At 66.9% G+C, this 18,636-nt stretch carries 26 protein-coding genes; 14 read left to right on the plus strand and 12 right to left on the minus strand.

The genetic code is table 11. The features are described from left to right. The first annotated feature begins 96 nt into the window (after positions 1–96). Positions 97–1,029, plus strand: a complete 933-nt coding sequence (locus HZY97_RS17660; protein ID WP_180147514.1) for a DUF808 domain-containing protein — start codon at positions 97–99, stop codon at positions 1,027–1,029. An 82-nt stretch (positions 1,030–1,111) separates the two neighbouring features. Here the strand turns inward: HZY97_RS17660 and HZY97_RS17665 are convergent, their stop codons facing one another. The 3 genes from HZY97_RS17665 to gpmA all read right to left on the minus strand — a co-directional run bounded on the left by HZY97_RS17665 (position 1,112) and on the right by gpmA (position 3,420). Next, complete coding sequence (locus tag HZY97_RS17665; protein ID WP_180146894.1) at positions 1,112–2,185, minus strand: 5-(carboxyamino)imidazole ribonucleotide synthase; 1,074 nt, start codon at positions 2,183–2,185, stop codon at positions 1,112–1,114. Then, on the minus strand, positions 2,182–2,637 hold the full coding sequence (purE, locus tag HZY97_RS17670; protein ID WP_180147517.1) for a 5-(carboxyamino)imidazole ribonucleotide mutase: 456 nt from the start codon (positions 2,635–2,637) through the stop codon (positions 2,182–2,184). Before purE ends, HZY97_RS17665 begins: the two co-directional genes overlap by 4 nt. 96 nt (positions 2,638–2,733) lie before the next feature. Further along, complete coding sequence (gpmA, locus tag HZY97_RS17675; RefSeq protein WP_180146897.1) at positions 2,734–3,420, minus strand: 2,3-diphosphoglycerate-dependent phosphoglycerate mutase; 687 nt, start codon at positions 3,418–3,420, stop codon at positions 2,734–2,736. Positions 3,421–3,488: 68 nt separating this feature from the next. Here gpmA and HZY97_RS17680 point away from each other — a divergent pair, with 68 nt between their 5' ends. From HZY97_RS17680 to HZY97_RS17695, 4 genes are all read left to right on the plus strand, one after another. After that, positions 3,489–4,214 (plus strand): dienelactone hydrolase family protein, encoded by a 726-nt coding sequence (locus HZY97_RS17680; RefSeq protein ID WP_180146900.1) that lies wholly within the window; start codon positions 3,489–3,491, stop codon positions 4,212–4,214. Between the two features lie 65 nt (positions 4,215–4,279). Beyond that, positions 4,280–4,702, plus strand: coding sequence for a contact-dependent growth inhibition system immunity protein (locus tag HZY97_RS17685; RefSeq protein ID WP_180146903.1), 423 nt, complete (start codon positions 4,280–4,282; stop codon positions 4,700–4,702). Positions 4,703–4,890: 188 nt separating this feature from the next. Further along, the gene (locus tag HZY97_RS17690; RefSeq protein WP_180146906.1) at positions 4,891–5,889 is read left to right on the plus strand and encodes a sigma factor-like helix-turn-helix DNA-binding protein; all 999 of its coding nucleotides are present in this window, start codon (positions 4,891–4,893) and stop codon (positions 5,887–5,889) included. Positions 5,890–5,978: 89 nt separating this feature from the next. Continuing rightward, on the plus strand, positions 5,979–6,827 hold the full coding sequence (locus HZY97_RS17695) for a hypothetical protein (RefSeq protein WP_180146909.1): 849 nt from the start codon (positions 5,979–5,981) through the stop codon (positions 6,825–6,827). Positions 6,828–6,839: 12 nt separating this feature from the next. Here HZY97_RS17695 and HZY97_RS17700 read toward each other — a convergent pair whose 3' ends face one another. The 4 genes from HZY97_RS17700 to HZY97_RS17715 form a co-directional block, all read right to left on the minus strand. Continuing rightward, positions 6,840–7,295: a GNAT family N-acetyltransferase gene (locus HZY97_RS17700; protein WP_180146912.1), complete on the minus strand. Its 456-nt coding sequence runs from the start codon at positions 7,293–7,295 to the stop codon at positions 6,840–6,842. Between the two features lie 79 nt (positions 7,296–7,374). Continuing rightward, positions 7,375–8,121, minus strand: coding sequence for a hypothetical protein (locus HZY97_RS17705; protein WP_180146915.1), 747 nt, complete (start codon positions 8,119–8,121; stop codon positions 7,375–7,377). A 21-nt stretch (positions 8,122–8,142) separates the two neighbouring features. Further along, on the minus strand, positions 8,143–9,261 hold the full coding sequence (locus HZY97_RS17710) for a carboxypeptidase family protein (RefSeq protein WP_180146918.1): 1,119 nt from the start codon (positions 9,259–9,261) through the stop codon (positions 8,143–8,145). Further along, positions 9,258–9,857: a DUF4136 domain-containing protein gene (locus HZY97_RS17715; protein ID WP_373684419.1), complete on the minus strand. Its 600-nt coding sequence runs from the start codon at positions 9,855–9,857 to the stop codon at positions 9,258–9,260. The genes HZY97_RS17710 and HZY97_RS17715 overlap by 4 nt, the downstream gene beginning before the upstream one ends. A 173-nt stretch (positions 9,858–10,030) precedes the next feature. Between HZY97_RS17715 and ykgO the strand changes: the two genes are divergently transcribed. Continuing rightward, positions 10,031–10,156, plus strand: a complete 126-nt coding sequence (ykgO, locus tag HZY97_RS17720; protein ID WP_086130464.1) for a type B 50S ribosomal protein L36 — start codon at positions 10,031–10,033, stop codon at positions 10,154–10,156. 1 nt (position 10,157) lies between these two features. Then, on the plus strand, positions 10,158–10,766 hold the full coding sequence (locus HZY97_RS17725) for an HAD family phosphatase (protein ID WP_180146922.1): 609 nt from the start codon (positions 10,158–10,160) through the stop codon (positions 10,764–10,766). Positions 10,767–10,924: 158 nt separating this feature from the next. On the opposite strand, the gene pyk is transcribed toward HZY97_RS17725, so the two are convergent. Beyond that, on the minus strand, positions 10,925–12,403 hold the full coding sequence (pyk, locus tag HZY97_RS17730; RefSeq protein ID WP_180146925.1) for a pyruvate kinase: 1,479 nt from the start codon (positions 12,401–12,403) through the stop codon (positions 10,925–10,927). 76 nt (positions 12,404–12,479) lie between these two features. Here pyk and HZY97_RS17735 point away from each other — a divergent pair, with 76 nt between their 5' ends. Continuing rightward, positions 12,480–12,857, plus strand: coding sequence for a DUF1244 domain-containing protein (locus tag HZY97_RS17735; protein WP_180146927.1), 378 nt, complete (start codon positions 12,480–12,482; stop codon positions 12,855–12,857). Here HZY97_RS17735 and HZY97_RS17740 read toward each other — a convergent pair. Further along, complete coding sequence (locus tag HZY97_RS17740) at positions 12,820–13,635, minus strand: SGNH/GDSL hydrolase family protein (RefSeq protein WP_180146931.1); 816 nt, start codon at positions 13,633–13,635, stop codon at positions 12,820–12,822. The genes HZY97_RS17735 and HZY97_RS17740 overlap by 38 nt on opposite strands. Before the next feature lie 101 nt (positions 13,636–13,736). Here HZY97_RS17740 and HZY97_RS17745 point away from each other — a divergent pair, with 101 nt between their 5' ends. From HZY97_RS17745 to ruvC, 3 genes are all read left to right on the plus strand, one after another. Then, on the plus strand, positions 13,737–13,973 hold the full coding sequence (locus tag HZY97_RS17745; RefSeq protein ID WP_180146934.1) for a DUF2312 domain-containing protein: 237 nt from the start codon (positions 13,737–13,739) through the stop codon (positions 13,971–13,973). A 75-nt stretch (positions 13,974–14,048) separates the two neighbouring features. Next, a complete protein-coding gene (locus HZY97_RS17750) occupies positions 14,049–14,792 on the plus strand; it encodes a YebC/PmpR family DNA-binding transcriptional regulator (protein WP_180146937.1) in 744 nt (247 codons plus the stop codon). A 109-nt stretch (positions 14,793–14,901) separates the two neighbouring features. Then, positions 14,902–15,390, plus strand: coding sequence for a crossover junction endodeoxyribonuclease RuvC (ruvC, locus tag HZY97_RS17755; protein ID WP_180146940.1), 489 nt, complete (start codon positions 14,902–14,904; stop codon positions 15,388–15,390). Here ruvC and HZY97_RS17760 read toward each other — a convergent pair. Then, a complete protein-coding gene (locus HZY97_RS17760) occupies positions 15,387–15,830 on the minus strand; it encodes a hypothetical protein (protein ID WP_180146943.1) in 444 nt (147 codons plus the stop codon). The two genes, ruvC and HZY97_RS17760, sit on opposite strands and share 4 nt — an antisense overlap. 62 nt (positions 15,831–15,892) lie before the next feature. Further along, the gene (locus tag HZY97_RS17765; protein WP_180146946.1) at positions 15,893–16,312 is read right to left on the minus strand and encodes a hypothetical protein; all 420 of its coding nucleotides are present in this window, start codon (positions 16,310–16,312) and stop codon (positions 15,893–15,895) included. A 217-nt stretch (positions 16,313–16,529) separates the two neighbouring features. Here HZY97_RS17765 and ruvA point away from each other — a divergent pair, with 217 nt between their 5' ends. The 3 genes from ruvA to HZY97_RS17780 are packed head-to-tail and all read left to right on the plus strand — an operon-like array spanning position 16,530 to position 17,707. Beyond that, the gene (ruvA, locus tag HZY97_RS17770; protein WP_180146949.1) at positions 16,530–17,126 is read left to right on the plus strand and encodes a Holliday junction branch migration protein RuvA; all 597 of its coding nucleotides are present in this window, start codon (positions 16,530–16,532) and stop codon (positions 17,124–17,126) included. Next, complete coding sequence (locus tag HZY97_RS17775) at positions 17,123–17,521, plus strand: GFA family protein (protein WP_180146951.1); 399 nt, start codon at positions 17,123–17,125, stop codon at positions 17,519–17,521. Before ruvA ends, HZY97_RS17775 begins: the two co-directional genes overlap by 4 nt. A gap of 27 nt (positions 17,522–17,548) precedes the next feature. Beyond that, positions 17,549–17,707, plus strand: a complete 159-nt coding sequence (locus HZY97_RS17780) for a hypothetical protein (protein ID WP_180146953.1) — start codon at positions 17,549–17,551, stop codon at positions 17,705–17,707. Between the two features lie 11 nt (positions 17,708–17,718). Here HZY97_RS17780 and HZY97_RS17785 read toward each other — a convergent pair whose 3' ends face one another. Further along, the gene (locus HZY97_RS17785; protein WP_180146956.1) at positions 17,719–18,615 is read right to left on the minus strand and encodes a 2-hydroxyacid dehydrogenase; all 897 of its coding nucleotides are present in this window, start codon (positions 18,613–18,615) and stop codon (positions 17,719–17,721) included. Positions 18,616–18,636: the final 21 nt, after the last annotated feature.

An 18,636-nucleotide genomic window follows, 5' to 3' on the forward strand; every position in this document is an offset into this window, starting at 1 on the left:
TGATGGCGGCGGGGTGGAGAAACCGTGCAGGCGCTTGGCGTTGCGCCGCAGCACGGCTCCGCTATGGCTGAACTGCAGTTCACAAAAGGGGATGACATGGCGGGCGGTCTGGTTGCGTTGCTGGATGACGTTGCGGCGCTGGCCAAGCTGGCGGCGGCATCGCTCGACGATGTCGCGGGCGCCGCGGGCCGCGCCGGTGCCAAGGCGGCGGGTGTGGTGATCGACGATACCGCGGTCACCCCGCGCTATGTCGTCGGGCTCACGCCGGACCGCGAACTGCCGATCATCTGGAAGATCACGCTCGGGTCACTCCGCAACAAGCTGCTCTTCATCCTGCCGATCGCGCTGCTGCTCAGCGCCTTCGCGCCCTGGGCGGTGACGCCGCTGCTGATGGTCGGCGGCTCGTATCTCTGCTTCGAGGCGGCGGAGAAGATCATCGAGGCGCTTGCCGGCCATCATGCCGAGGAAGAGCTCGCCGAAGTCGACACGCCGGCCGAGCTCGAGAAGCGCCAGGTCGCCGGCGCGATCCGTACCGATTTCATCCTGTCCGCCGAGATCATGGCGATCGCGCTCGCCGAGCTGCCCGATGCCTCGCTCGGCATGCGCGCCGCCGCGCTCGCCGCGGTGGCGGTGGCGATCACCGTCGGCGTCTACGGCGTGGTCGCGCTGATCGTGAAGATGGACGATATCGGCCTGCATCTGAGCAAGCGGCCCTCCGCGGTCGCCAAGCGTACCGGCGCCTTCCTCGTCCAGGCGATGCCGGTGCTGCTCCAGGCGCTGTCGCATATCGGCGTGGCGGCGATGGTCTGGGTCGGCGGCGGGATTTTGCTGCACGGGCTGACGGCGTTCGGGCTGAACGCGGTGCCGGATTTCGTCCATCACCTGGCCGAAGGCGCGGCGCACGCAGTGCCGTTCGCGGGCGGCTTCGTCGAGTGGCTGGTCGGCGCGGTGGGCTCGGGGATCGTCGGGCTGATCGTCGGTGGCGTGATCGTGGGGGTGATTCACCTGATCCCGCGGAAGAAGCATTAGTCGTCATCCCGGCGAAAGCCGGGATCTCAGGCGATGGTAGGGAATGAGCGGCACGAGATCCCGGCTTTCGCCGGGATGACGGCTAGGAGCGCTTCACCCGCGTGACATGCCCCATCTTCCGCCCCGGCCGGGCATCGCCCTTGCCGTAGAGGTGGAGATGCGTCCCCGGCTCGGCGAGCAGTTCCGCCCAGCGATCGGCCTGGTCGCCGATCAGATTCTCCATCTCGATCGCCGTGCCGGTGAGCCCGGTGCTCCCCAGCGGCAGCCCGCAGATCGCGCGGATATGGTTCTCGAACTGCGAGCACTCGGCGCCTTCGATCGTCCAGTGCCCGGAGTTGTGCACGCGCGGCGCCATCTCGTTGAACACCGGGCCATCGTCGGTCGCGAAGAATTCGAGCGTCAGCACCCCGACATGGCCGAGTGCCTCGGCGACCCGGCCGGCGAGCGCCGCGGCTTCGGTCCAGTGGCGGGCGATCTCGGCGGGGGCGGGCAAGCTCGACTTGTCGAGGATGCCGTCCTTGTGCTCGTTCCACGGCGGCGGATAGCTCGCCAGCGAGCCGTCGACGCCGCGCACCGTGATGATCGAGAATTCGTGGCCGAAGGTGACGAAGCCCTCGAGGATCGCCGGCCGCTCGCCAATCTCTTCCCAGGCGCTCGCGGCCTCGGCGGCATCGCGGATGCGCACCTGGCCCTTGCCGTCATAGCCCAGCCGCAGCGTCTTCAGGATCGCCGGCGCGCCGATCTTGGCGATCGCCTCGTCGAGCTGCTCACGCGTCTCGACCAGCGCCCAGGGCGCGGTCTTGCCGCCCAGCGCCGCGACGAACGCCTTTTCGCGCGCGCGGTCCTGCGCGATCGACAGGCTCTGCGCGCCGGGGCGCACGGGCACCTTGCCGGCGAGAAACTCGACCGGCCCGATCGCGATATTCTCGAACTCATAGGTGATCACGTCGCACTGGGCGGCGAGCTCATCGAGGACGATGCGGCTGTGATAATCGGCGCGCGTGTAGCTGGAGGCGGTCTGCGCGGCGACGCTCTCCTCGTCGGGCGCCAGCACATGCGTGCGATAGCCGAGCTGCGCGGCGGCGACGGCTAGCATCCGCCCGAGTTGGCCGCCGCCAAGGATGCCGATGGTCGATCCGGGGGGCAGCGCGCTCATTCGGGGTCGATCGCCACGCCGTCGGTCTGCGCCGCGCGCCACGCCTGGAGGCGCTCGCTCAGCGCGTCGTCCGAAGTCGCCAGGATCGCCGCAGCGAGCAGCCCGGCATTGATCGCGCCCGCCTTGCCGATCGCCAGCGTGCCGACCGGGATGCCGCCGGGCATCTGGGCAATCGACAACAGGCTGTCCATGCCCTTCAGCGCCTTGGATTCGACCGGCACGCCGAGCACCGGCAGATGCGTCATCGACGCCGCCATGCCCGGCAGATGCGCCGCGCCGCCCGCGCCGGCGATGATCACCTTGAGCCCACGCTCCGCCGCGCTGGTGGCGTAATCATAGAGCCGCTGCGGGGTGCGGTGCGCCGAGACGACCTTGGTCTCATAGGCGACGCTCAGTGCATCGAGCACTTTGGTCGCATGGTGCATCGTCTCCCAATCGGAAGTGCTGCCCATGATGATGCCGACCAGAGGTGCCACGCCTTGCCCCGTGCTGTTGGAAGCGCGGTTCCTAGAGGGGCGGGCGGGGGAGGGCAACCTCCCCCGGAACGATTAGCGCTCGCTCAGATAATAGCGATCCAGCGCGTTCAGCTGGTCGTCCAGCTCATAGACGATCGGCTGGCCGGTCGGGATCTCCAGGCTGACGATCTCGTCGTCGGGGATGCCCGACAGATGCTTGACCAGCGCGCGCAGCGAATTGCCGTGCGCCGCGATCAGCACGCGCTTGCCGGCCTTGAGCTCGGGGGCGATCGTCTCTTCCCAATAGGGCAGCACGCGCGCGATCGTGTCCTTCAGGCTCTCGGTCTGCGGGATCGCCACCCCGTGATAGCGCTCGTCCTTGGCGAGGTCCCAGGGCGAGCCCTCTTCCGGCAGCGGCGGCGGCACATCGAAGCTGCGGCGCCAGATCTTGACCTGCTCGTCGCCGTGCAGCGCCGCGGTCTCGGCCTTGTTGAGCCCGGTCAGGCCGCCATAATGGCGCTCGTTGAGCTTCCAGCTCTTCTCCTCGGGCAGCCACAGCCGGCCCATCGCCTCGAGCGCGAGGTGCAGCGTCTTGATCGCGCGGCTCTGGAAGCTGGTGAAGCACAGGTCGAAGTCGAGCCCCTTCTCCTTCATCAGCACGCCGGCGGCGGTCGCTTCGGCAACACCCTGCTCGGTCAGGTCGACGTCCCACCAGCCGGTGAAGCGGTTTTCGAGGTTCCAGGACGACTGGCCATGGCGGATCAGGACGAGCGTGGGCATGTGAACTCCTTGCAACCGGTTGCGAGCGCTCTTAGCGGCAGGATCGGCGGGGACAAGGAGAAGCACGCATGGCGATCGTTCGGCAGACTCTGGTGTACCAAGGCCCCGGCGGCCCGTTCGAGGGCGTGATCGCCTATGAGGACGAAGTGACCACCGCGCGCCCGGGCGTGCTCGTGCTTCCTAACATCCTCGGCCAGAAAGAGGCGGACAATGTCCATGCCGAGAACCTCGCCAAGCTCGGCTATGTCGCGCTGGCGGCGGACATCTACGGCCAGGGCAAGCGGGTGACGCACACATCGCCCAACCGCAGCGAATATATGGACGCGCTCAACGCCGATCGCGGACTGTTGCGCGACCGGCTCGCCGCGGCGCTCGATGCGCTCGCTGGCTTCGGCCCGGTCGATTCGGCGAAGCTCGCCGCGATCGGCTTCTGTTTCGGCGGCAAATGCGTGCTCGACATGGCGCGTGCCGGGCTGCCGATCCTCGGCGGGGTCTCGTTCCACGGCGTCTATGACCGGCCCGACTACGCCAATGTCGATCCGATCCAGGCCAAACTGCTCGTCTGCCACGGCTGGGAAGACCCCGTCGCCCCGCCTGAAAAGACCGTGGCGCTGGCGCAGGAGCTGACCGAGTCGGGCGCCGACTGGCAGATCCACGCCTATGGCCATGCCGGCCATGCCTTTACCGATCTCGACCGCAAGACTTCCACCATTCCGGGGGTAGTCTACGAGCCCAAGGCCGATCGCCGCAGCTGGCAGGCAATGACCAACTTCCTCGAAGAGGTGTTCGCCTGAGCAAGGAGCGGATCGACACGCGGAGGGGGGAGGCCCGGCTGCTCGATTTCCTCGACGACGTTGCCGTGCCCGAGACAAGCCTGCTCGCGCTCAGCGGCGATAGCCGCAAGGCCGATATCGGGCGCCGGCCCTCGGGCCTGATGGAGCGCGTCGCGCGGGCATGGGCGACGCCACTGCCCGATCTGAATTGTGCGCAATATCGCCTGCTGATCGGGCAGCGTTTTGGTCTCGAATGGCTGGCTGAGCCCGCGGCGCGGTTCGTCGCGCGCTATCCCCTGGCGGCGTGCGACCTCTATCCTGGCGACCTGACGGTGAACCTGCTGATTGCGTGGCGCGAAATCGCAGCCCATGCGCCGGAGGCGATGCGCAGTGTTGTCGCGCTCGATCTTGGCTGGATGGCGCGCGGCAGGGACTCACTACCCGAGGGCGATATCCTGCATGAGGCTATGGCGGGGCTAGCCGAGGCCCGGCGCGTAGTGGGTAGCTGATCGGACGGGTCCCGGGAGCCCGCGAGTCGCGATTTAAGGTTAACGAATCGTCGCCACACCAGCCCCGGATTCATCCGTAAGGTGCGACTACCATAAGGGTTCCCGCCGAATATTCGGCGTCCCCGGCCCGGTTCATATGACCCCCACGACAGCAGCCAAGCGGTTGCAGAAGCAGGGGATTGCAGACCATGTCGAAGACCACGATCGCACTCGAAGCCGCCGTTGCCACCGTTATCGAGAACACGCCCAAGGACGTGGCCCAGACCAACCGTCAGCGCGTCTATGTCGATCGTGCCTTTGCCCAGATCCTCAAGCTGATCGCCCCGCGCATCCGCCACTTCGTCCGCCAGTACGGCCTGGTCGCCCACTGGGAAGACGCCGAGCAGTGCTGCGCCATCGCCGTGCACCGCGCGATCGAGGCCTATGATCCCGCCAAGGCGCAGTTCACCACTTTCGTGAACTGGCAGATCCGCGGCGAGCTGCAGAGCCTGCGCTTCCGCCTGATGACCGATCAGCGTCCGTCGGCGAAGAAGGTCGAGGCCACCACCGTTTCGCTCTCCGCCCTCGCAACCTCGCCCGATGGCGACGAGATCTCGCCCGAGGCGATGATCGAGGACGAATTCGCCCTCGCCCGCACCGAAGCCGGCGCTTCGGACTATCTCGCCGAGGGTGCGGTTTCCGAACTCATCGACGCCTATGTCGACCAGCTCCGCAAGGTCGGTGTCGAGGCGCTGCGCCGCCGCCCCCGCGTCAAGAAGGCCGACGCGCCCGTCCGTCGCCAGGGCCCGTTCAAGTCGGTCGACCCGGTCGAGATGGAGAAGCTCGAGGCCAAGCTGCTGCGCGACCGCGAGATCGTCGAGCGCCGCATCTTCGAGACCGCCACGCTCGACGAGATCTCGAACGACACCGGCGTGACCAAGGAGCGCATCCGCCAGATCACCAAGACGGCGACCAAGATGCTGACCGAGATCGCCGCCGAGGCGCCGCGCTTCGAGATGATGGCCGACGACGCCCGCCGCGCGATGCCGCCCGCCCGCCCGCGCCGCACCGCCGCTGCGAAGCCGGTCTCGCTGCTTCCCGATCCCACTGCGCTCCACAACCGCCTGTCGCACATCGAAGCGATCGAGTCGGAGCGCATGTCCTACATTACGCCCGCCCTGCCGGTCGTGCAGCCGATGTTCCACTGATCGGCGCCTGACCCGGTGTCGCTATTTCGAGCGACACCTGCGCATAAGTGAATATGCTATGCTTCGCGCCGGTGACCTTGGGGGTGCCGGTGAAGCGATTTCCGATCCCGCCGACGAAGTATGATCCGATGCGCCCGGTGCAGGCGAAGATGGCTGCACCGACGGGTGGGCCGGGCGTGGGTATTCCGCCGACCAGATATGGCGCGGCGGGCCCGATCCAGGCCCGGACGGCAACCGGCGCTTTTCATGCGCCGACGCCAGCGCATTTCGGCCACGCAAACCATCCGATCCAGCGTGCGGCAGCGGCCAATCCGGTAGCCGCGAATGCGACGGATTGGGAACCGCACATGAAGCCCGATGCCGAGGACACACCGGCAATGGCCTATGTACGCAGCTTCTCGATGGCCAAGCTGAAATCCTATCAGGACTCGGACGTAGCGGCGATTGGCTCCGATACCGCGAAGCTGTCGGATATAGATAAATGGCTCAGAAATAATGAGAAATTTGATTGCCTGGCAATCTGCCTGGTAATCGCAGGAGAGAAGTATAGCGCACCGCGAAATGCCAAATGGATCGGCGAGTGCATAAAATCCAAGAAGAAATTCAGGATGCCCGGGACTACCCAGATTATTCTGGATGAGATCAATTCACCGAAAAAGCTGGGGCACAATTCGTCCAGAAAAGCCTATTTCGCCCAAGCCGCGGCAAAAGCCGGTGATGTGAAGAAAGAAGACCCCATCAAGACGGCAGATGAGGTCAGGCTGCTGCTCGCGGGCGGATATCGCTGGAACGGCAACAAGACCTTCTTTGAGCACAATGGGGGCGCGTCCGGCGCTGCTGCGCCTCAGTCTGCGCCTCAGGTCGCGCCGCCGAAAGGAGGCGCCGCGCCCGGCGCCATGGCGGGTGCGAGTGCCAGCGCGCAGAACAATCAGCCATAGCTCGATCCGGGGTTACACCACCCGCGACAGGAACCGGCTGAACGGGTCCTCGCGATAGTCGCCGAACGGCCCGGTCTCGGTGAAACCGAACTGGCGATATAGCGCATGCGCCGCCTCGAACGATTCGCCCGATCCGGTCTCCAGGCTCACCCGCTTATAGCCGCGCGAACGAGCGGCGGAGAGGATATGCCCGACCAGCTTGGCGCCGGTGCCGCGGCGCAGATGCTCCGAGGCGGTGCGCATCGACTTGATCTCGCCATGCTCCGAATCGAGCTGGCGCAGCGCGCCGCAGCCGAGCAGATCCTCGCCGTCCCACACGGTCCAGAAGGTCACGTCGGGCGCGGCGAGGCCCGAGAGGTCGAGGAAATGGGTGCTGTCCTTCGGCGAATTCGCCAGCATCCCGGCAAAATGCGTCTCGAGCAGCGACCGGACCCGACCATCGTCGAGCCCGCCCTCACGGATTTCCATGTTTCGACCCCCCGTTTTGTTTTCCCCGCTCAGATCTCGTCGATAAATCCTGCCAAAGTCTCAAGGCAGTGTCCCATGATTACCATGCCACGACCGTCAGGTTCATCCGATAGCCGTTGAACGCCGTGGGCGCGCCATCGTAGTCGCGCGCCGGCACGAACTTCTGCATCCGCAGATGTTCGCAGACCGCAGCATCGCCTTTGTCCGTGCCGCTCGATACCAGGATCGTGCAGCGCGTCGGCGCGCCCGTCGCCGAGACATCGATGCGCGCGCGCACGGCCGTATTCGGAAAGAATGCGGGCGTGTGATGCACCATCGTCGCGGCGGACGGGTCGACGAGCGAGGGCACGTTGGGGTTCGACACGGCGGGGACGAAGATGCGCTTCGGGGGGCCGAGGCGGAAGAAGACGCTGAATGTCGTCCGCGCGGTCGCCGCGGTGCCAGTGCGGCCAAGGCCGTGCAGGAACTTGCCCCGGGCTGTTACCGCCCGACATGCCGCTGCAACCAGCTCGGCGGGTGCTGGCGTGGCTGCCGCCTTGCCGCAGCCCGTTATGGCGTCCGCCGCCGATACGGTCACTTCGATATCGAAGGACGCCTGCACCCATTGATGTGCTGCCTGGACAGGATAGTCGTCGGGGGAAAGCCAGGTCTCGTATTCGCCGATTGGAGTCGGCGCGCGCATCATGCCGGGGTCGTCCGGCACCTCATTGGCGGAAAGACCAACCTCGCGGGAAGGCTCGTTCCCTGAGGCGTCCTGTGCCCTTGCGTACTGCGCGAGCAGCAGTGCGCACAGCACGGCCGCGAGGACGCTGATCCCCTTAGTCATCCTTCCCCCCAATATCCCGGCTCAGACTTCGTCGATAAATCCTGCCAAAGTCTCAAGGCACGAATGGGCGAGCGTCTTGCAGCGCGCGGGCGACCAGGCGAACTCGGCGTCCGCATTGGCCTCATGGTCCTTGAACGGCATTTCCAGCGTCATCGACACCGCGCCGAAGCGCTCGGCGAGCTGGTTCGTCGACATCGAAAGATTTGCCTGGCCCGGCGCGGACTTCTCGTAACCCAGGTCGAGCTGGAAATCGGGCGTCGCCTTGGCGAGACGACGGGCGAACTCGTAGAATTTCTCGCCATGTTCGTCGGTCCACGAGGCAATGCCTTCATAGCCCGCGAGGAAGTTGGCCGGGATCGCCTCGTCGCCGTGGATGTCCATCGCGAAGTCGCAGCCGGTCTCGTCCATCGCCGCGCGGACGAGGAACACTTCGGGGCTCTTCTCCATCGTCGGCGCATGCCATTCGCGGTTGAGGTTGATGCCCGCCGCGTTGGTGCGCAGATGCCCGCGGCGCGAGCCGTCGGGGTTCATGTTCGGCACGATGTGGAACACGGCCTTCTCGCGCAGCGCGAGCGCGGTCTTGTTGGTCGGATCGGTGAGGAACTCGAGCGCGCCTTCCATCCACCATTCGGCCATCGTCTCGCCGGGATGCTGGCGGGCATAGAGCCACACGGTCTTGGGGCCGGTGCCGAGCGTCAGCAGGTCCATCGGCTGGCCGTCGAGCGTCTTGCCGAGCTCGCGGTGCGCCACGCCCGGCATCAGCGCCATATTGCTCACCAGATCGTGGTGCCGCTCCATCGAATAGGGAGCGAAATAGGCGAACCAGGCGAGGTCGGTGTCGAAGGTCTTGGTGAAGGTCAGCACGCCGTCGGCATAGCTGGATTCGGCGGTGCGCCACGCCTCGCGGTCGGTCGACCAGCGCGCCTTGTAGCCCGGCCAGCCGAACGCATAGGCCGCGCCGCCCGCATTGGTCAGGCGGAAGGTCAGCGTGCGCCCCTTCGCCCCGGCCACGCGGAAGTGGAACCACTGATAGAAGTCGGACAGATGATCGGTGACGATCTCGAGGTCGACGCGGTCGCCCTCGATGCCGATTACGCGGATGTTGCCGGAGTCGAAGCCGGAATTGATCTGGATGCTCATTTCACCGTGATAGTGATGCCGGACTCGCCGGGGAAGTCCTTGAACAACGCCTTGGCCATCCGCGCGGCCGCTACGGCGGGCTGGGCGGGGTCGGTGCCGCTGACATTGTCGGTCGTCGCGCGGCCTTCCCACACGGTGGTGTTGTCGCTGCGCCGGCGCAGCTGCACCCAGAGTTCGGTCGAATAGAGTTCGCGCGTCTTGCCGCCGATGCCGAAGCCGACATCGCCGCCAACGCCCACGCCGCCGCGGCGCCCGCCGCTATAGCTGCCGCCGCCCAGGCCGATGGTGACGGGGGGCGGCTCCTTGAACGCGCCCTTGGAGACGCGGCGGAAGGCGACCGCGGCGATATAGCCCGATGGCGTGTTGCTCACCGACTGGACATAGCCCAGCCGCTCGAGCTCGGCGCGCACCGCGTCGGAATAGGTCTGGTATTCCGGCCCGAACGAATCGGTGTTGGCCATCGGCTCGATCGCCACCGTGGTGCGCTCCATCGGATTGCCCAGGTGATAGCGGGTCACGTCGATCGGCTGCGGACGATAAGTGGGAGCACAGGCCCCCAGCGCGACGAGCAATGCGATGCTGAGCGGCTTCTTCACGCGAGGAACTCCTGTTTCGCGAACGGAACGTCTCTGTCTGCCCTCCAACGGGGAGTGCGTCGAGTCGGTTCCGCAGCGAGGTCCCTTCGGCAGACTCTGGGTTGACTTGGGGCGGATCGATCTCTAGGCGAGCCCCTCTTTTCCGGCATTCAAATTTGAGAAGCGAATCGGTCATGAAGATCGTGAATTCATTGAAGTCGCTCAAGGATCGGCATCGCGACAACCGCGTGATCCGTCGTCGTGGGCGCATCTACGTCATCAACAAGACCCAGAAGCGCTTCAAGGCCCGCCAGGGCTAAGGTGAAGCCGCACGCCGTCATCTTCGATGTCGGCAATGTGCTGTTCCCTTGGAGGCCGCGGTCTTTGTACGAGCGCCTGATCGGTGACGATCGGGCGCTCGACGCATTTCTGGCCAATGTGCTCACCATGGCGTGGCACACCGAGCTCGATCGCGGGCGCCCCTTTGCCGAGGCTTCGGCAGAGCTCGCCGCCGCGCATCCCGAACATGCCGATCTGATCGCCGCCTGGGGCCCGCGCTTCAACGAGACGCTGGGCCCGCCGATCGCCGGCATGGCGGAGATTCTCGCCGAGCTCGATTCGCGCGGCGTGCCGCTGTTCGCGATCACCAATTTCTCGGGCGAGTTCTTCCGCGCCTTCACGCCGCTCCACCCCGATATTTTCGGCCGCTTCCGCGACATCGTCGTCTCGGGCGACGAGAAGCTGATCAAGCCCGATCCCGCCATCTATGCGCTGGCGCTCGCCCGATTCGGCCTGAAGGGCCCCGATTCGGTGTTCATCGACGACAGCGCGAAGAATATCGCGGCGGCGGACGATGCCGGCATCCATGGGTTGCTGTTCACCGACGCGGACAAGCTGCGCGGCGAGCTGGAAGCGCTGGGGCTGCTCTGACTCTTTCTCCCCTCCCTGCAAGGGAGGGGTAGGGGGGTGGGTTGCGAGCGCAGCGAGCTTCTTCTGTCCTGCCGACAAAAGAAAAGGCCGGGCATCGAGCCCGACCTTTCCAAACCCACCCCTGGCCCCTCCCTTGCAGGGAGGGGAATCAGTGGAAATCAGATCGCGTCCGGCCCTTCATTGCCCGGATGATTCTTCAGCTCGTCGCCGACCAAGGTCACCACGTGCAGCACGTTGGTCGAGCCCGGGGTGCGGAACGGCACGCCGGCGCACAGCACCACGCGGTCGCCCGCTGCGGCGATATGGTGGCGCAGCGCCATGCGCTTGGCCTTGGCGACCATCTCCTCGAAAGAATCGACGTCGCGGGTGTGCACTGCATGCACGCCCCACAGCAGGCCGAGCCGGCGCGCGGTCTCGATATGCGGGGTCAGCACCAGGATCGGCACCGCCGGACGCTCGCGGGCGATGCGCCGCGCGGTCGAGCCCGAGGTGGTGAAGCAGGCGATGCCCGAAGCCGAGACCGTCTTGGCGATGTTCTTCGCCGCTTCGGCCAGTGCGTCGGCGGTGGTCGGATCGGGGCGCGTCACGGTGAAGTGGACGCGGTCGCCATGCATGGGATCGCGCTCCACCGAATCGGCGATCGAGTGCATCATCGCCACCGATTCGACCGGCCATTTGCCCGCGGCGCTTTCGGCCGAGAGCATGATCGCGTCGGCGCCGTCATAGACCGCGGTTGCGACGTCGGAGACTTCGGCGCGCGTCGGCGACGGAGTCTCGATCATCGATTCGAGCATCTGCGTGGCGACGATCACCGGGCGGCCCATGCGGCGCGCGGTCTCGACGATGCGCTTCTGCAGCGGCGGCACGGTCTGCGGCGGCAGCTCGACGCCCAGGTCGCCGCGGGCGACCATCACGCCGTCGCACTGCTCGACGATCTCGTCGAGGCGGGCGATTGCCGAGGGCTTCTCGATCTTGGCGAGCAGCGCCGCCTTGCCGCCGATCAGGCGGCGGGCTTCCATCAGATCCTCGGGGCGCTGGACGAAGCTGAGCGCGATCCAGTCGGCGCCCTGCTCGACCGCGAAGGCGAGGTCGCTGCGGTCCTTCTCGGTCAGCGCGGCCATCGGCAGCACCATGTCGGGCACGTTCAGGCCCTTGTTGTTCGACAGCGCGCCGCCGACCTCGACGATCGTGGTCAGCCGGTCCGGCGCGACCGAGACGAGGCGGAGCACCAGCTTGCCGTCGTCGAGCAGCAGCCGTGCGCCTTCGTGCGCGGACTCGAAGATCTCGCGGTGCGGCAGCTCGACGCGGGTCGCGTCGCCCGGGGTCTTGTCGCGGTCGAGGATGAACTCATGGCCGGTGACCAGCTGGACCTTGCCGTCGGCGAACTTGCCGACGCGCAGCTTCGGTCCCTGAAGGTCGGCCAGGATCGTGGTCGGCCGGCCGTATTTCTTCTCCATGCCGCGGATCGCCGCGAACAGCGGCACCTTCGAGGCCTGGTCGCCATGGCTCATGTTGATGCGGAACGCGTCGGCGCCCGCCTCGAACAGCTTGGCGATCATCTCGGGCGTCGCGCTGGCAGGGCCGAGCGTGGCGAGGATGCGGACCTTGCGGCTGCGGGGGCTGATTGCCTTCGTCATCGTTGTCATATCCTCGGCTTGTGCCCGGGTGCCTCTAGTCTCATATCCCAGCGGATCAAGTTTGGAGGTGTGATTAATGGACGAACTCGACAAACTGGATGACGCTACCGCCGCCAAGGCGTTCCGCAGTCTCGTCCGTCATCTCCGCCATCGCACCGACGCACAGAACATCGATCTGATGGGCCTTGCCGGCTTTTGCCGCAACTGCCTGGCCGACTGGATCGTCGAGGGCGACGCCGCGATCGACCGCGAAGAGGCGCGCCGCATCATCTACGACATGCCCTTTTCGCAGTGGAAGGCGCAGTATCAGGCCGAAGCCACGCCCGAGCAGATCGCCCGGATGGAGGCCAGCCAGAAGAAGAACGAGTCCGCCGCCGACGAAGCGCTGGACGAGGCTCTCGACGAGAGCTTCCCGGCTAGTGACCCGCCGGCGATGACCGAACCGGGCCGCTGACCGGCAGGCGCGGCGGCACCGGCACGCGCGGCTTGGGCAGGGGTGCCAGCTTCCACTGCAGCGCCTTGCCCACGGCAGCGCGCCAGATGTCATAGCCCGGGCGGGTCATGTGCAGCCCGTCCTCGCGGAACAGCTCGGGCCGCGGCCGGCCGTCCAGCCCCAGCATCGGCGGCACGATGTCGACATAGCCGAGCCGCGGATCGGTCGCGACATAGTCGCGCACCAGCGCGTTGGTTTCGCGGATGCTGTCGTACAGCCGCCAGCGCGACAGGCTCGGCTTGATCGAGATGAACAGGATCCGCGTCTGGGGCAGGCGCAGATGGACCTTGGTCACCAAAGTCTGGAAGTCGGACGCCACCACCTCGGGCGAATGGCCGGCTTCCAGGTCGTTGTCGCCCGCGTAGAAGACGATCGTCCTGGGGGCGTAGGGAATGACGATCCGATCGACATAGCGCACGCTGTCCGGGATCGTGGAGCCGCCAAAGCCGCGGTTGATCACATTATGCCCGGCAAAGTCGCGGGTCAGGTCGCTCCACATCCGGATGCTCGAGCTGCCGAGGAACACCACGCCGCCGGGTGCCGGGCGGACCAGCGCGTCGCGCGCCTCGAACGCCGCGATCTCGGCGGCGAAGGGCTGGCGCTCCGCCGGCGCCGGACGCGGCGGCACGTGCATCGTCGGCGGCAGCTGGATCGGTGCCGCCGGCCGGTTCTGGGCCGGAGCGGTGGCGGGCAGCAGGGTGAGGGCAGCGGCGATAAGCGTCGGAATATGTCGAAACATGTCCTGCCCGATAAAGCGCCGAGCGATTCGCCGCAAATGAGTCTTGAGCGATAGGCCCGGCTTCTCTAATCGCCCCGCTTCACCCTTATCAGGAGCCTTTCATGTCCGACTCGATTTCCGCCGAACAGCTGCGCCTCCTCATCGAGCGCATCGAGCGGCTCGAGGAAGAGAAGAAGGGCATCGCCGACGACATCAAGGACGTCTACGGCGAAGCCAAGGCCACCGGCTTCGACGTCAAGACGATGCGCAACATCGTCCGCCTGCGGAAGATGGAGAAGCATCACCGCGACGAGGCGGAGATGCTGCTCGAGACCTACAAGCAGGCGCTCGGCATCTGATCTTCTCCCCGGGGGCATTGCGCCCCCGGCTCGGCCTGGCCTAAAGCCGCGCGACCAGTTTCATACGAGAGCGCAATGGCAGGCCATTCCAAATTCAAGAACATCATGCACCGCAAGGGCGCGCAGGATAAGAAGCGCTCGGGCATGTTCTCCAAGCTCAGCCGCGAAATCACCGTCGCCGCCAAGATGGGCTTGCCCGATCCCGACATGAACCCGCGCCTGCGCGCCGCGATCAACGCGGCCAAGGCGCAGTCGATGCCCAAGGACAATATCTCCCGGGCCATCGACAAGGCGAGCAAGGGCGAAGGCGAGAATTACGAAGAGATCCGCTACGAGGCGTTCGGCCCCGGCGGCGTGAGCCTCATCGTCGAGACGTTGACCGACAATCGCAACCGCACCGTCACCAATGTGCGCACCGCGATCGCCAAGAATGGCGGCAATCTCGGCGCGCCTGGCTCGGTCAGCCACGCCTTCGACCGCATGGGCCTGATCAACTATCCCGCCAAGGCCGGCGACGCCGACAAGGTGTTCGAAGCCGCGCTCGAAGCCGGCGCCGAGGACGTGACCAGTTCCGAGGACGGCCACGAGATCTGGACCGCGCAGGGCGATCTCCACGAAGTCGCCAAGGCGCTCGAGCCGGTGCTCGGCGAAGCCGAAGGCGCCAAGCTCGCCTGGCGCCCGCAGACGATGATCGATGTGGCCGAAGGCGATGCCGCGACTCTGTTCAAGCTGATCGACGCGCTCGACGACGATGACGACGTCCAGACCGTCTGGGGCAATTACGAAGTCTCGGACGACGTGATGGAGAAGCTGGGTTGAGCAAGTTCCCCTCCCGCTTGCGGGAGGGGTTAGGGGAGGGGATGTCCTTCCCCGACCTCGCATTTCGACAAGCCCTCCCCCCACCTCTCCCGCAAGCGGGAGGGGCGTTATGATCATCCTCGGCCTCGATCCCGGCCTCGGCACCACCGGCTGGGGCCTCATCCGTGCTGAGGGCAATCGCCTGTCGCACATCGCCAATGGCCGGTTGAAGACCGACACGCAGGCGCCGCTGCCCCGGCGCCTCGCCCATCTCGACGCGATGCTCGCCGCGCTGATCGCCGATCACGCGCCGGAAGCAGCCGCCGTCGAGGAAGTGTTCGTCAATTCCAATGCCCAGTCGACGCTCAAACTCGGCCAGGCGCGCGGGGTGGTGCTGTGCGCTGCGGCGCGGATCGGCATCGATGTCGGCGAGTACAAGCCGAGCACGGTCAAGAAATCGGTGGTCGGCGTCGGCAATGCCGACAAGGAGCAGGTCCATGCGATGGTCGGCCGGCTGCTGCCCGGCGTGAAGATCGACGGTGCCGATGCCGCCGACGCGCTCGCCGTGGCCATCTGCCACGCCCACCATCTGGCGAGCGCGCGCTTCGGGCTGCGCTAGGCCGCCAGCGTGAAGCTTCGACTGTCCTCGTCATCATTGGAGGCGCGTTCGACCGGCCGGCTGCGCTGTGCCCGCGCCGCGCGCCGCCGCATCGGCAGCCGCGCCCCGATCCACTGGCGCAGCGCGCCGAAGCGCAGCGTCGATGCCGCCATCGCCGCGACGGTCAGCGCCTCGACCAGCGCACTGATCTCGAACATCGAGATCCAGCCGGCGATCTCGGGCACCGCCATGGTGAACAGCCTCAGGCCGTCTTCCTCGAGGAACCAGAAGCACAACGCGCCTAGCACGCCCAGGATCGCCCAGGTGATCACCGCCCCGCGCTTGATCCGCGCCAGCCGCGCCGCCGGCCCTTCGACCAGCGCGCGGCGCAGCCACCGCCCGATCGGCGTGCCCTCCGCCAGCAACAACATGCACCAGAGTCCGAGCAGCGCGACGATCATGTGCCTTCCCCCAATTCCCTTGTGCGGCAGATGGGAAGCCATGCCTCGCCCCGCCAGAGGGGCTATTCGAAGATCGCCCCTGCATCCTCGCTATCGAAGCCGCCGCCCCGCCGCGCCGCCGCGCCGCGCAGCCCGTTGAACAGGCCGATCAGCAGCACAGTGTTGACGATGATGCCGACGACGCTGAGCGTCGTGATCTTCAGCAACAGTTCGAGCAGCAGGATCGCGAACCCGACGCCGCCCCAGATCAGCCCCCGTCCCGCGCGCAGACGGAAGCCGGCAATCGCGAAGATCGCAGCCTCCGGCAGGAAGAACAGCAGGAAGACGAGCGACCCGGCGGAGCGCATGCCGGTCAGCAGTCCGGCAGTCATGACCAGGCTCAGGAGCGTGAGCCCCGCCGCGATGAAGCAGGCGAAGCTGCCCAGTTGCGCGGCGCTTTCCGCGCCGTCCTGTGTCGTCAGGTCGACCGTCCACAAAGCCATTTGCATTTCCCCCCTTTTGCCCGGCGCAAGGCTAGCACGCGATCGCCCGCCGTCCAGACCGGCGTTTTCGCTTTCCTACACAGGCTTGTTCCGCTTATGTACCGGGGGTGACCCAGCGCGCCATCTCTCGCCCCTCGCCCGAGCCTCACGCGAAGATCGAGTCAACGGAGTCAATGTTTTTGCTCAACCAGCTGGTTGAATGTCGGAGAGCCGGGGCATGATTGCGCATCTCAAGGGCCGGCTCGAAGCCACCGGGATCGACCATGTCGTGATCGACGTGAACGGCGTCGGCTATCTCGCCGGCGCCTCGGCCAGGACGATCACTGCGCTCGGTGCCATCGGCGAGTTCGCCACGCTCCACACCGAGATGCTGGTCAGCGAGGATTCGATCCGGCTGATGGGTTTTGCCACCGCCGCCGAGCGCGACTGGTTCCGCCTGCTCACCAGCGTGCAGGGCGTCGGCGCCAAGGTGGCGCTGGCGATCCTCTCGATCCTGAGCCCTGAGGAAGTGCAGACCGCCGTGGCGCGCGCCGATTCGGCGATGATCGCCCGGGCCAATGGCGTCGGCCCCAAGCTCGCCCAGCGCATCGTCAATGAATTGAAGGACAAGGCCGGCGGTGTCGCGCTCGGCAGTGGCGGCGCGGGCGCGGCCCCGGTGGGCGGCGCGGCGCAGGATGCGGTCTCGGCGATGCTCAACCTCGGCTTCAAGCCGGCGGAGGCGAGCGCCGCGGTGGGTGCCGCCGCCGACGAGCTGGGCGCGGCCGCGACGCTCGACGCACTGGTCCGCCTCGCGCTGCGCAAGGCAGCCAAGTGACGACCCGCACCGCCACCTGCCGCTGCGGCCAGCTCAAGGCCGACGTTACCGGCGAGCCGGTGCGCATCTCGGTCTGCCATTGCCTCGATTGCAAGCGGCGCAGCGGCTCGGCCTTCTCGGCCCAGGCGCGCTACCCCCAGGATCAGGTCACGGTCACCGGCGCGGCGAAGAGCTGGGAGCATGTCAATGAGAGCGGCGCAGTCACCGAATTCCATTTCTGCACCGAGTGCGGCGGCACCGTCTGGTATCGCGGCGGCGGGCTGCCCGATCTGATGGCGATCCCGATCGGCTGCTTTGCCGACCCCGGTTTCCCGGCGCCCTTCTACTCGGTGTATGAAGCGCGCAAGCACGACTGGCTGGAGATCACTGCCGAGGGAGTGGAGCATTATGACTGATGCTCGCCTCCGGGGTCCTGTGGCGAAGTGAGGGAGGACTATCCCAATTTCCGCCGGGCACAGCGTGAGCGTGGCCCCTATTATAGCGGACCGGCGGTGGTGCACGCCTTTCGCCGCAAGACCAGGATCGCGCTCGCGCTGGGTGTCGTGATCCTGATTGGCCTCGTTATCGGTTGGAATCTCTGATGCGGCGCACTTCAGATCAGCGGCGTCACCAGCGGCTTGCCGGCGAAATGCGCGTCGAGATTGGCGAGCACCAGCGCGCGCATCTCGGCGCGGCCTTCCTCGGTGGCGCTGCCCTGATGCGGGGCGAGGACCAAGTTTTCCAGCGCCCGCAGCGCCTCGGGTATCTGCGGCTCCTCGGCGAACACGTCGAGCCCGGCCCCGGCGATGCGGCCCTCGGCCAGTGCCGCGACCAGCGCCGGCTCATCGACCAGGCTGCCCCGGGCGATGTTGACCAGCACGCCGCCCGGACCCAGCCGGTCGAGCACCGCGGCGTCGACGATCCTGTCGGTCCCGGCGCCGCCCGGCGCGGCGAGGATCAGCACGTCGCTCGCCTCGGCCAGCGCGGCGATGCCGGGCATGAAGCGCCACGGCACCGGCTTTTCGGAGCGCGCGCTGTAGAGCAATTCGCTGGCAAAGGGTGCCGCCCGCAGTGCGATGGCGTGGCCGATCTGGCCGAGCCCGAAAATGCCGATCCGGCGTCCGCTCGCTCGTCGGCCCAGCGGCGCCGCCCAGCCGCCGCTGCGCACCAGCGGGTCGTTCGCAGCAATCCGGCGCTGCACCGCGAGCATCAGCCCGATGGCAAGATCGGCGACATCCTCGGTCAGCACGCCGGGCGTCGTGGTCACCCGCACGCCGCGTGCCTTCAGCGCATCAAGGTCGAGCCGGTCATGCCCGACGCCGTGGATCGCCACGATCTCCAGCGCAGGCAGCTTGCCCAGCAGTTCGGCGTCCACTTTCGCCATGCCGCCGCCTACGATGGCGCGCGTCGTGGCGGGCGGATCGCCCTCGTGCAGCGTGAAGCGCTCGGCAAGCGCGGTGCGCAGCGCGGCGGAGATTTGCGAGGCGATCAGCAAGTCGGGGCGTGCCATGCGCTCGCCCTAGCCCCGTCG

The sequence above is a fragment of the Sphingomonas sp. R-74633 genome (assembly GCF_013416555.1).
Lineage (GTDB): Bacteria > Pseudomonadota > Alphaproteobacteria > Sphingomonadales > Sphingomonadaceae > Sphingomonas.

Excerpts from the sequence above, each read along its gene's own strand:
- HZY97_RS17660 (WP_180147514.1), top strand. The coding sequence starts at position 97 with ATGGCGGGCGGTCTGGTTGCGTTGCTGGATGACGTTGCGGCGCTGGCC.
- HZY97_RS17665 (WP_180146894.1), bottom strand. The coding sequence starts at position 2,185 with ATGAGCGCGCTGCCCCCCGGATCGACCATCGGCATCCTTGGCGGCGGC.
- purE (WP_180147517.1), bottom strand. The coding sequence starts at position 2,637 with ATGGGCAGCACTTCCGATTGGGAGACGATGCACCATGCGACCAAAGTG.
- gpmA (WP_180146897.1), bottom strand. The coding sequence starts at position 3,420 with ATGCCCACGCTCGTCCTGATCCGCCATGGCCAGTCGTCCTGGAACCTC.
- HZY97_RS17680 (WP_180146900.1), top strand. The coding sequence starts at position 3,489 with ATGGCGATCGTTCGGCAGACTCTGGTGTACCAAGGCCCCGGCGGCCCG.
- HZY97_RS17690 (WP_180146906.1), top strand. The coding sequence starts at position 4,891 with ATGTCGAAGACCACGATCGCACTCGAAGCCGCCGTTGCCACCGTTATC.
- HZY97_RS17700 (WP_180146912.1), bottom strand. The coding sequence starts at position 7,295 with ATGGAAATCCGTGAGGGCGGGCTCGACGATGGTCGGGTCCGGTCGCTG.
- HZY97_RS17705 (WP_180146915.1), bottom strand. The coding sequence starts at position 8,121 with ATGACTAAGGGGATCAGCGTCCTCGCGGCCGTGCTGTGCGCACTGCTG.
- HZY97_RS17710 (WP_180146918.1), bottom strand. The coding sequence starts at position 9,261 with ATGAGCATCCAGATCAATTCCGGCTTCGACTCCGGCAACATCCGCGTA.
- ykgO (WP_086130464.1), top strand. The coding sequence starts at position 10,031 with ATGAAGATCGTGAATTCATTGAAGTCGCTCAAGGATCGGCATCGCGAC.
- pyk (WP_180146925.1), bottom strand. The coding sequence starts at position 12,403 with ATGACGAAGGCAATCAGCCCCCGCAGCCGCAAGGTCCGCATCCTCGCC.
- HZY97_RS17735 (WP_180146927.1), top strand. The coding sequence starts at position 12,480 with ATGGACGAACTCGACAAACTGGATGACGCTACCGCCGCCAAGGCGTTC.
- HZY97_RS17740 (WP_180146931.1), bottom strand. The coding sequence starts at position 13,635 with ATGTTTCGACATATTCCGACGCTTATCGCCGCTGCCCTCACCCTGCTG.
- HZY97_RS17745 (WP_180146934.1), top strand. The coding sequence starts at position 13,737 with ATGTCCGACTCGATTTCCGCCGAACAGCTGCGCCTCCTCATCGAGCGC.
- HZY97_RS17750 (WP_180146937.1), top strand. The coding sequence starts at position 14,049 with ATGGCAGGCCATTCCAAATTCAAGAACATCATGCACCGCAAGGGCGCG.
- ruvC (WP_180146940.1), top strand. The coding sequence starts at position 14,902 with ATGATCATCCTCGGCCTCGATCCCGGCCTCGGCACCACCGGCTGGGGC.
- HZY97_RS17760 (WP_180146943.1), bottom strand. The coding sequence starts at position 15,830 with ATGATCGTCGCGCTGCTCGGACTCTGGTGCATGTTGTTGCTGGCGGAG.
- HZY97_RS17765 (WP_180146946.1), bottom strand. The coding sequence starts at position 16,312 with ATGGCTTTGTGGACGGTCGACCTGACGACACAGGACGGCGCGGAAAGC.
- ruvA (WP_180146949.1), top strand. The coding sequence starts at position 16,530 with ATGATTGCGCATCTCAAGGGCCGGCTCGAAGCCACCGGGATCGACCAT.
- HZY97_RS17785 (WP_180146956.1), bottom strand. The coding sequence starts at position 18,615 with ATGGCACGCCCCGACTTGCTGATCGCCTCGCAAATCTCCGCCGCGCTG.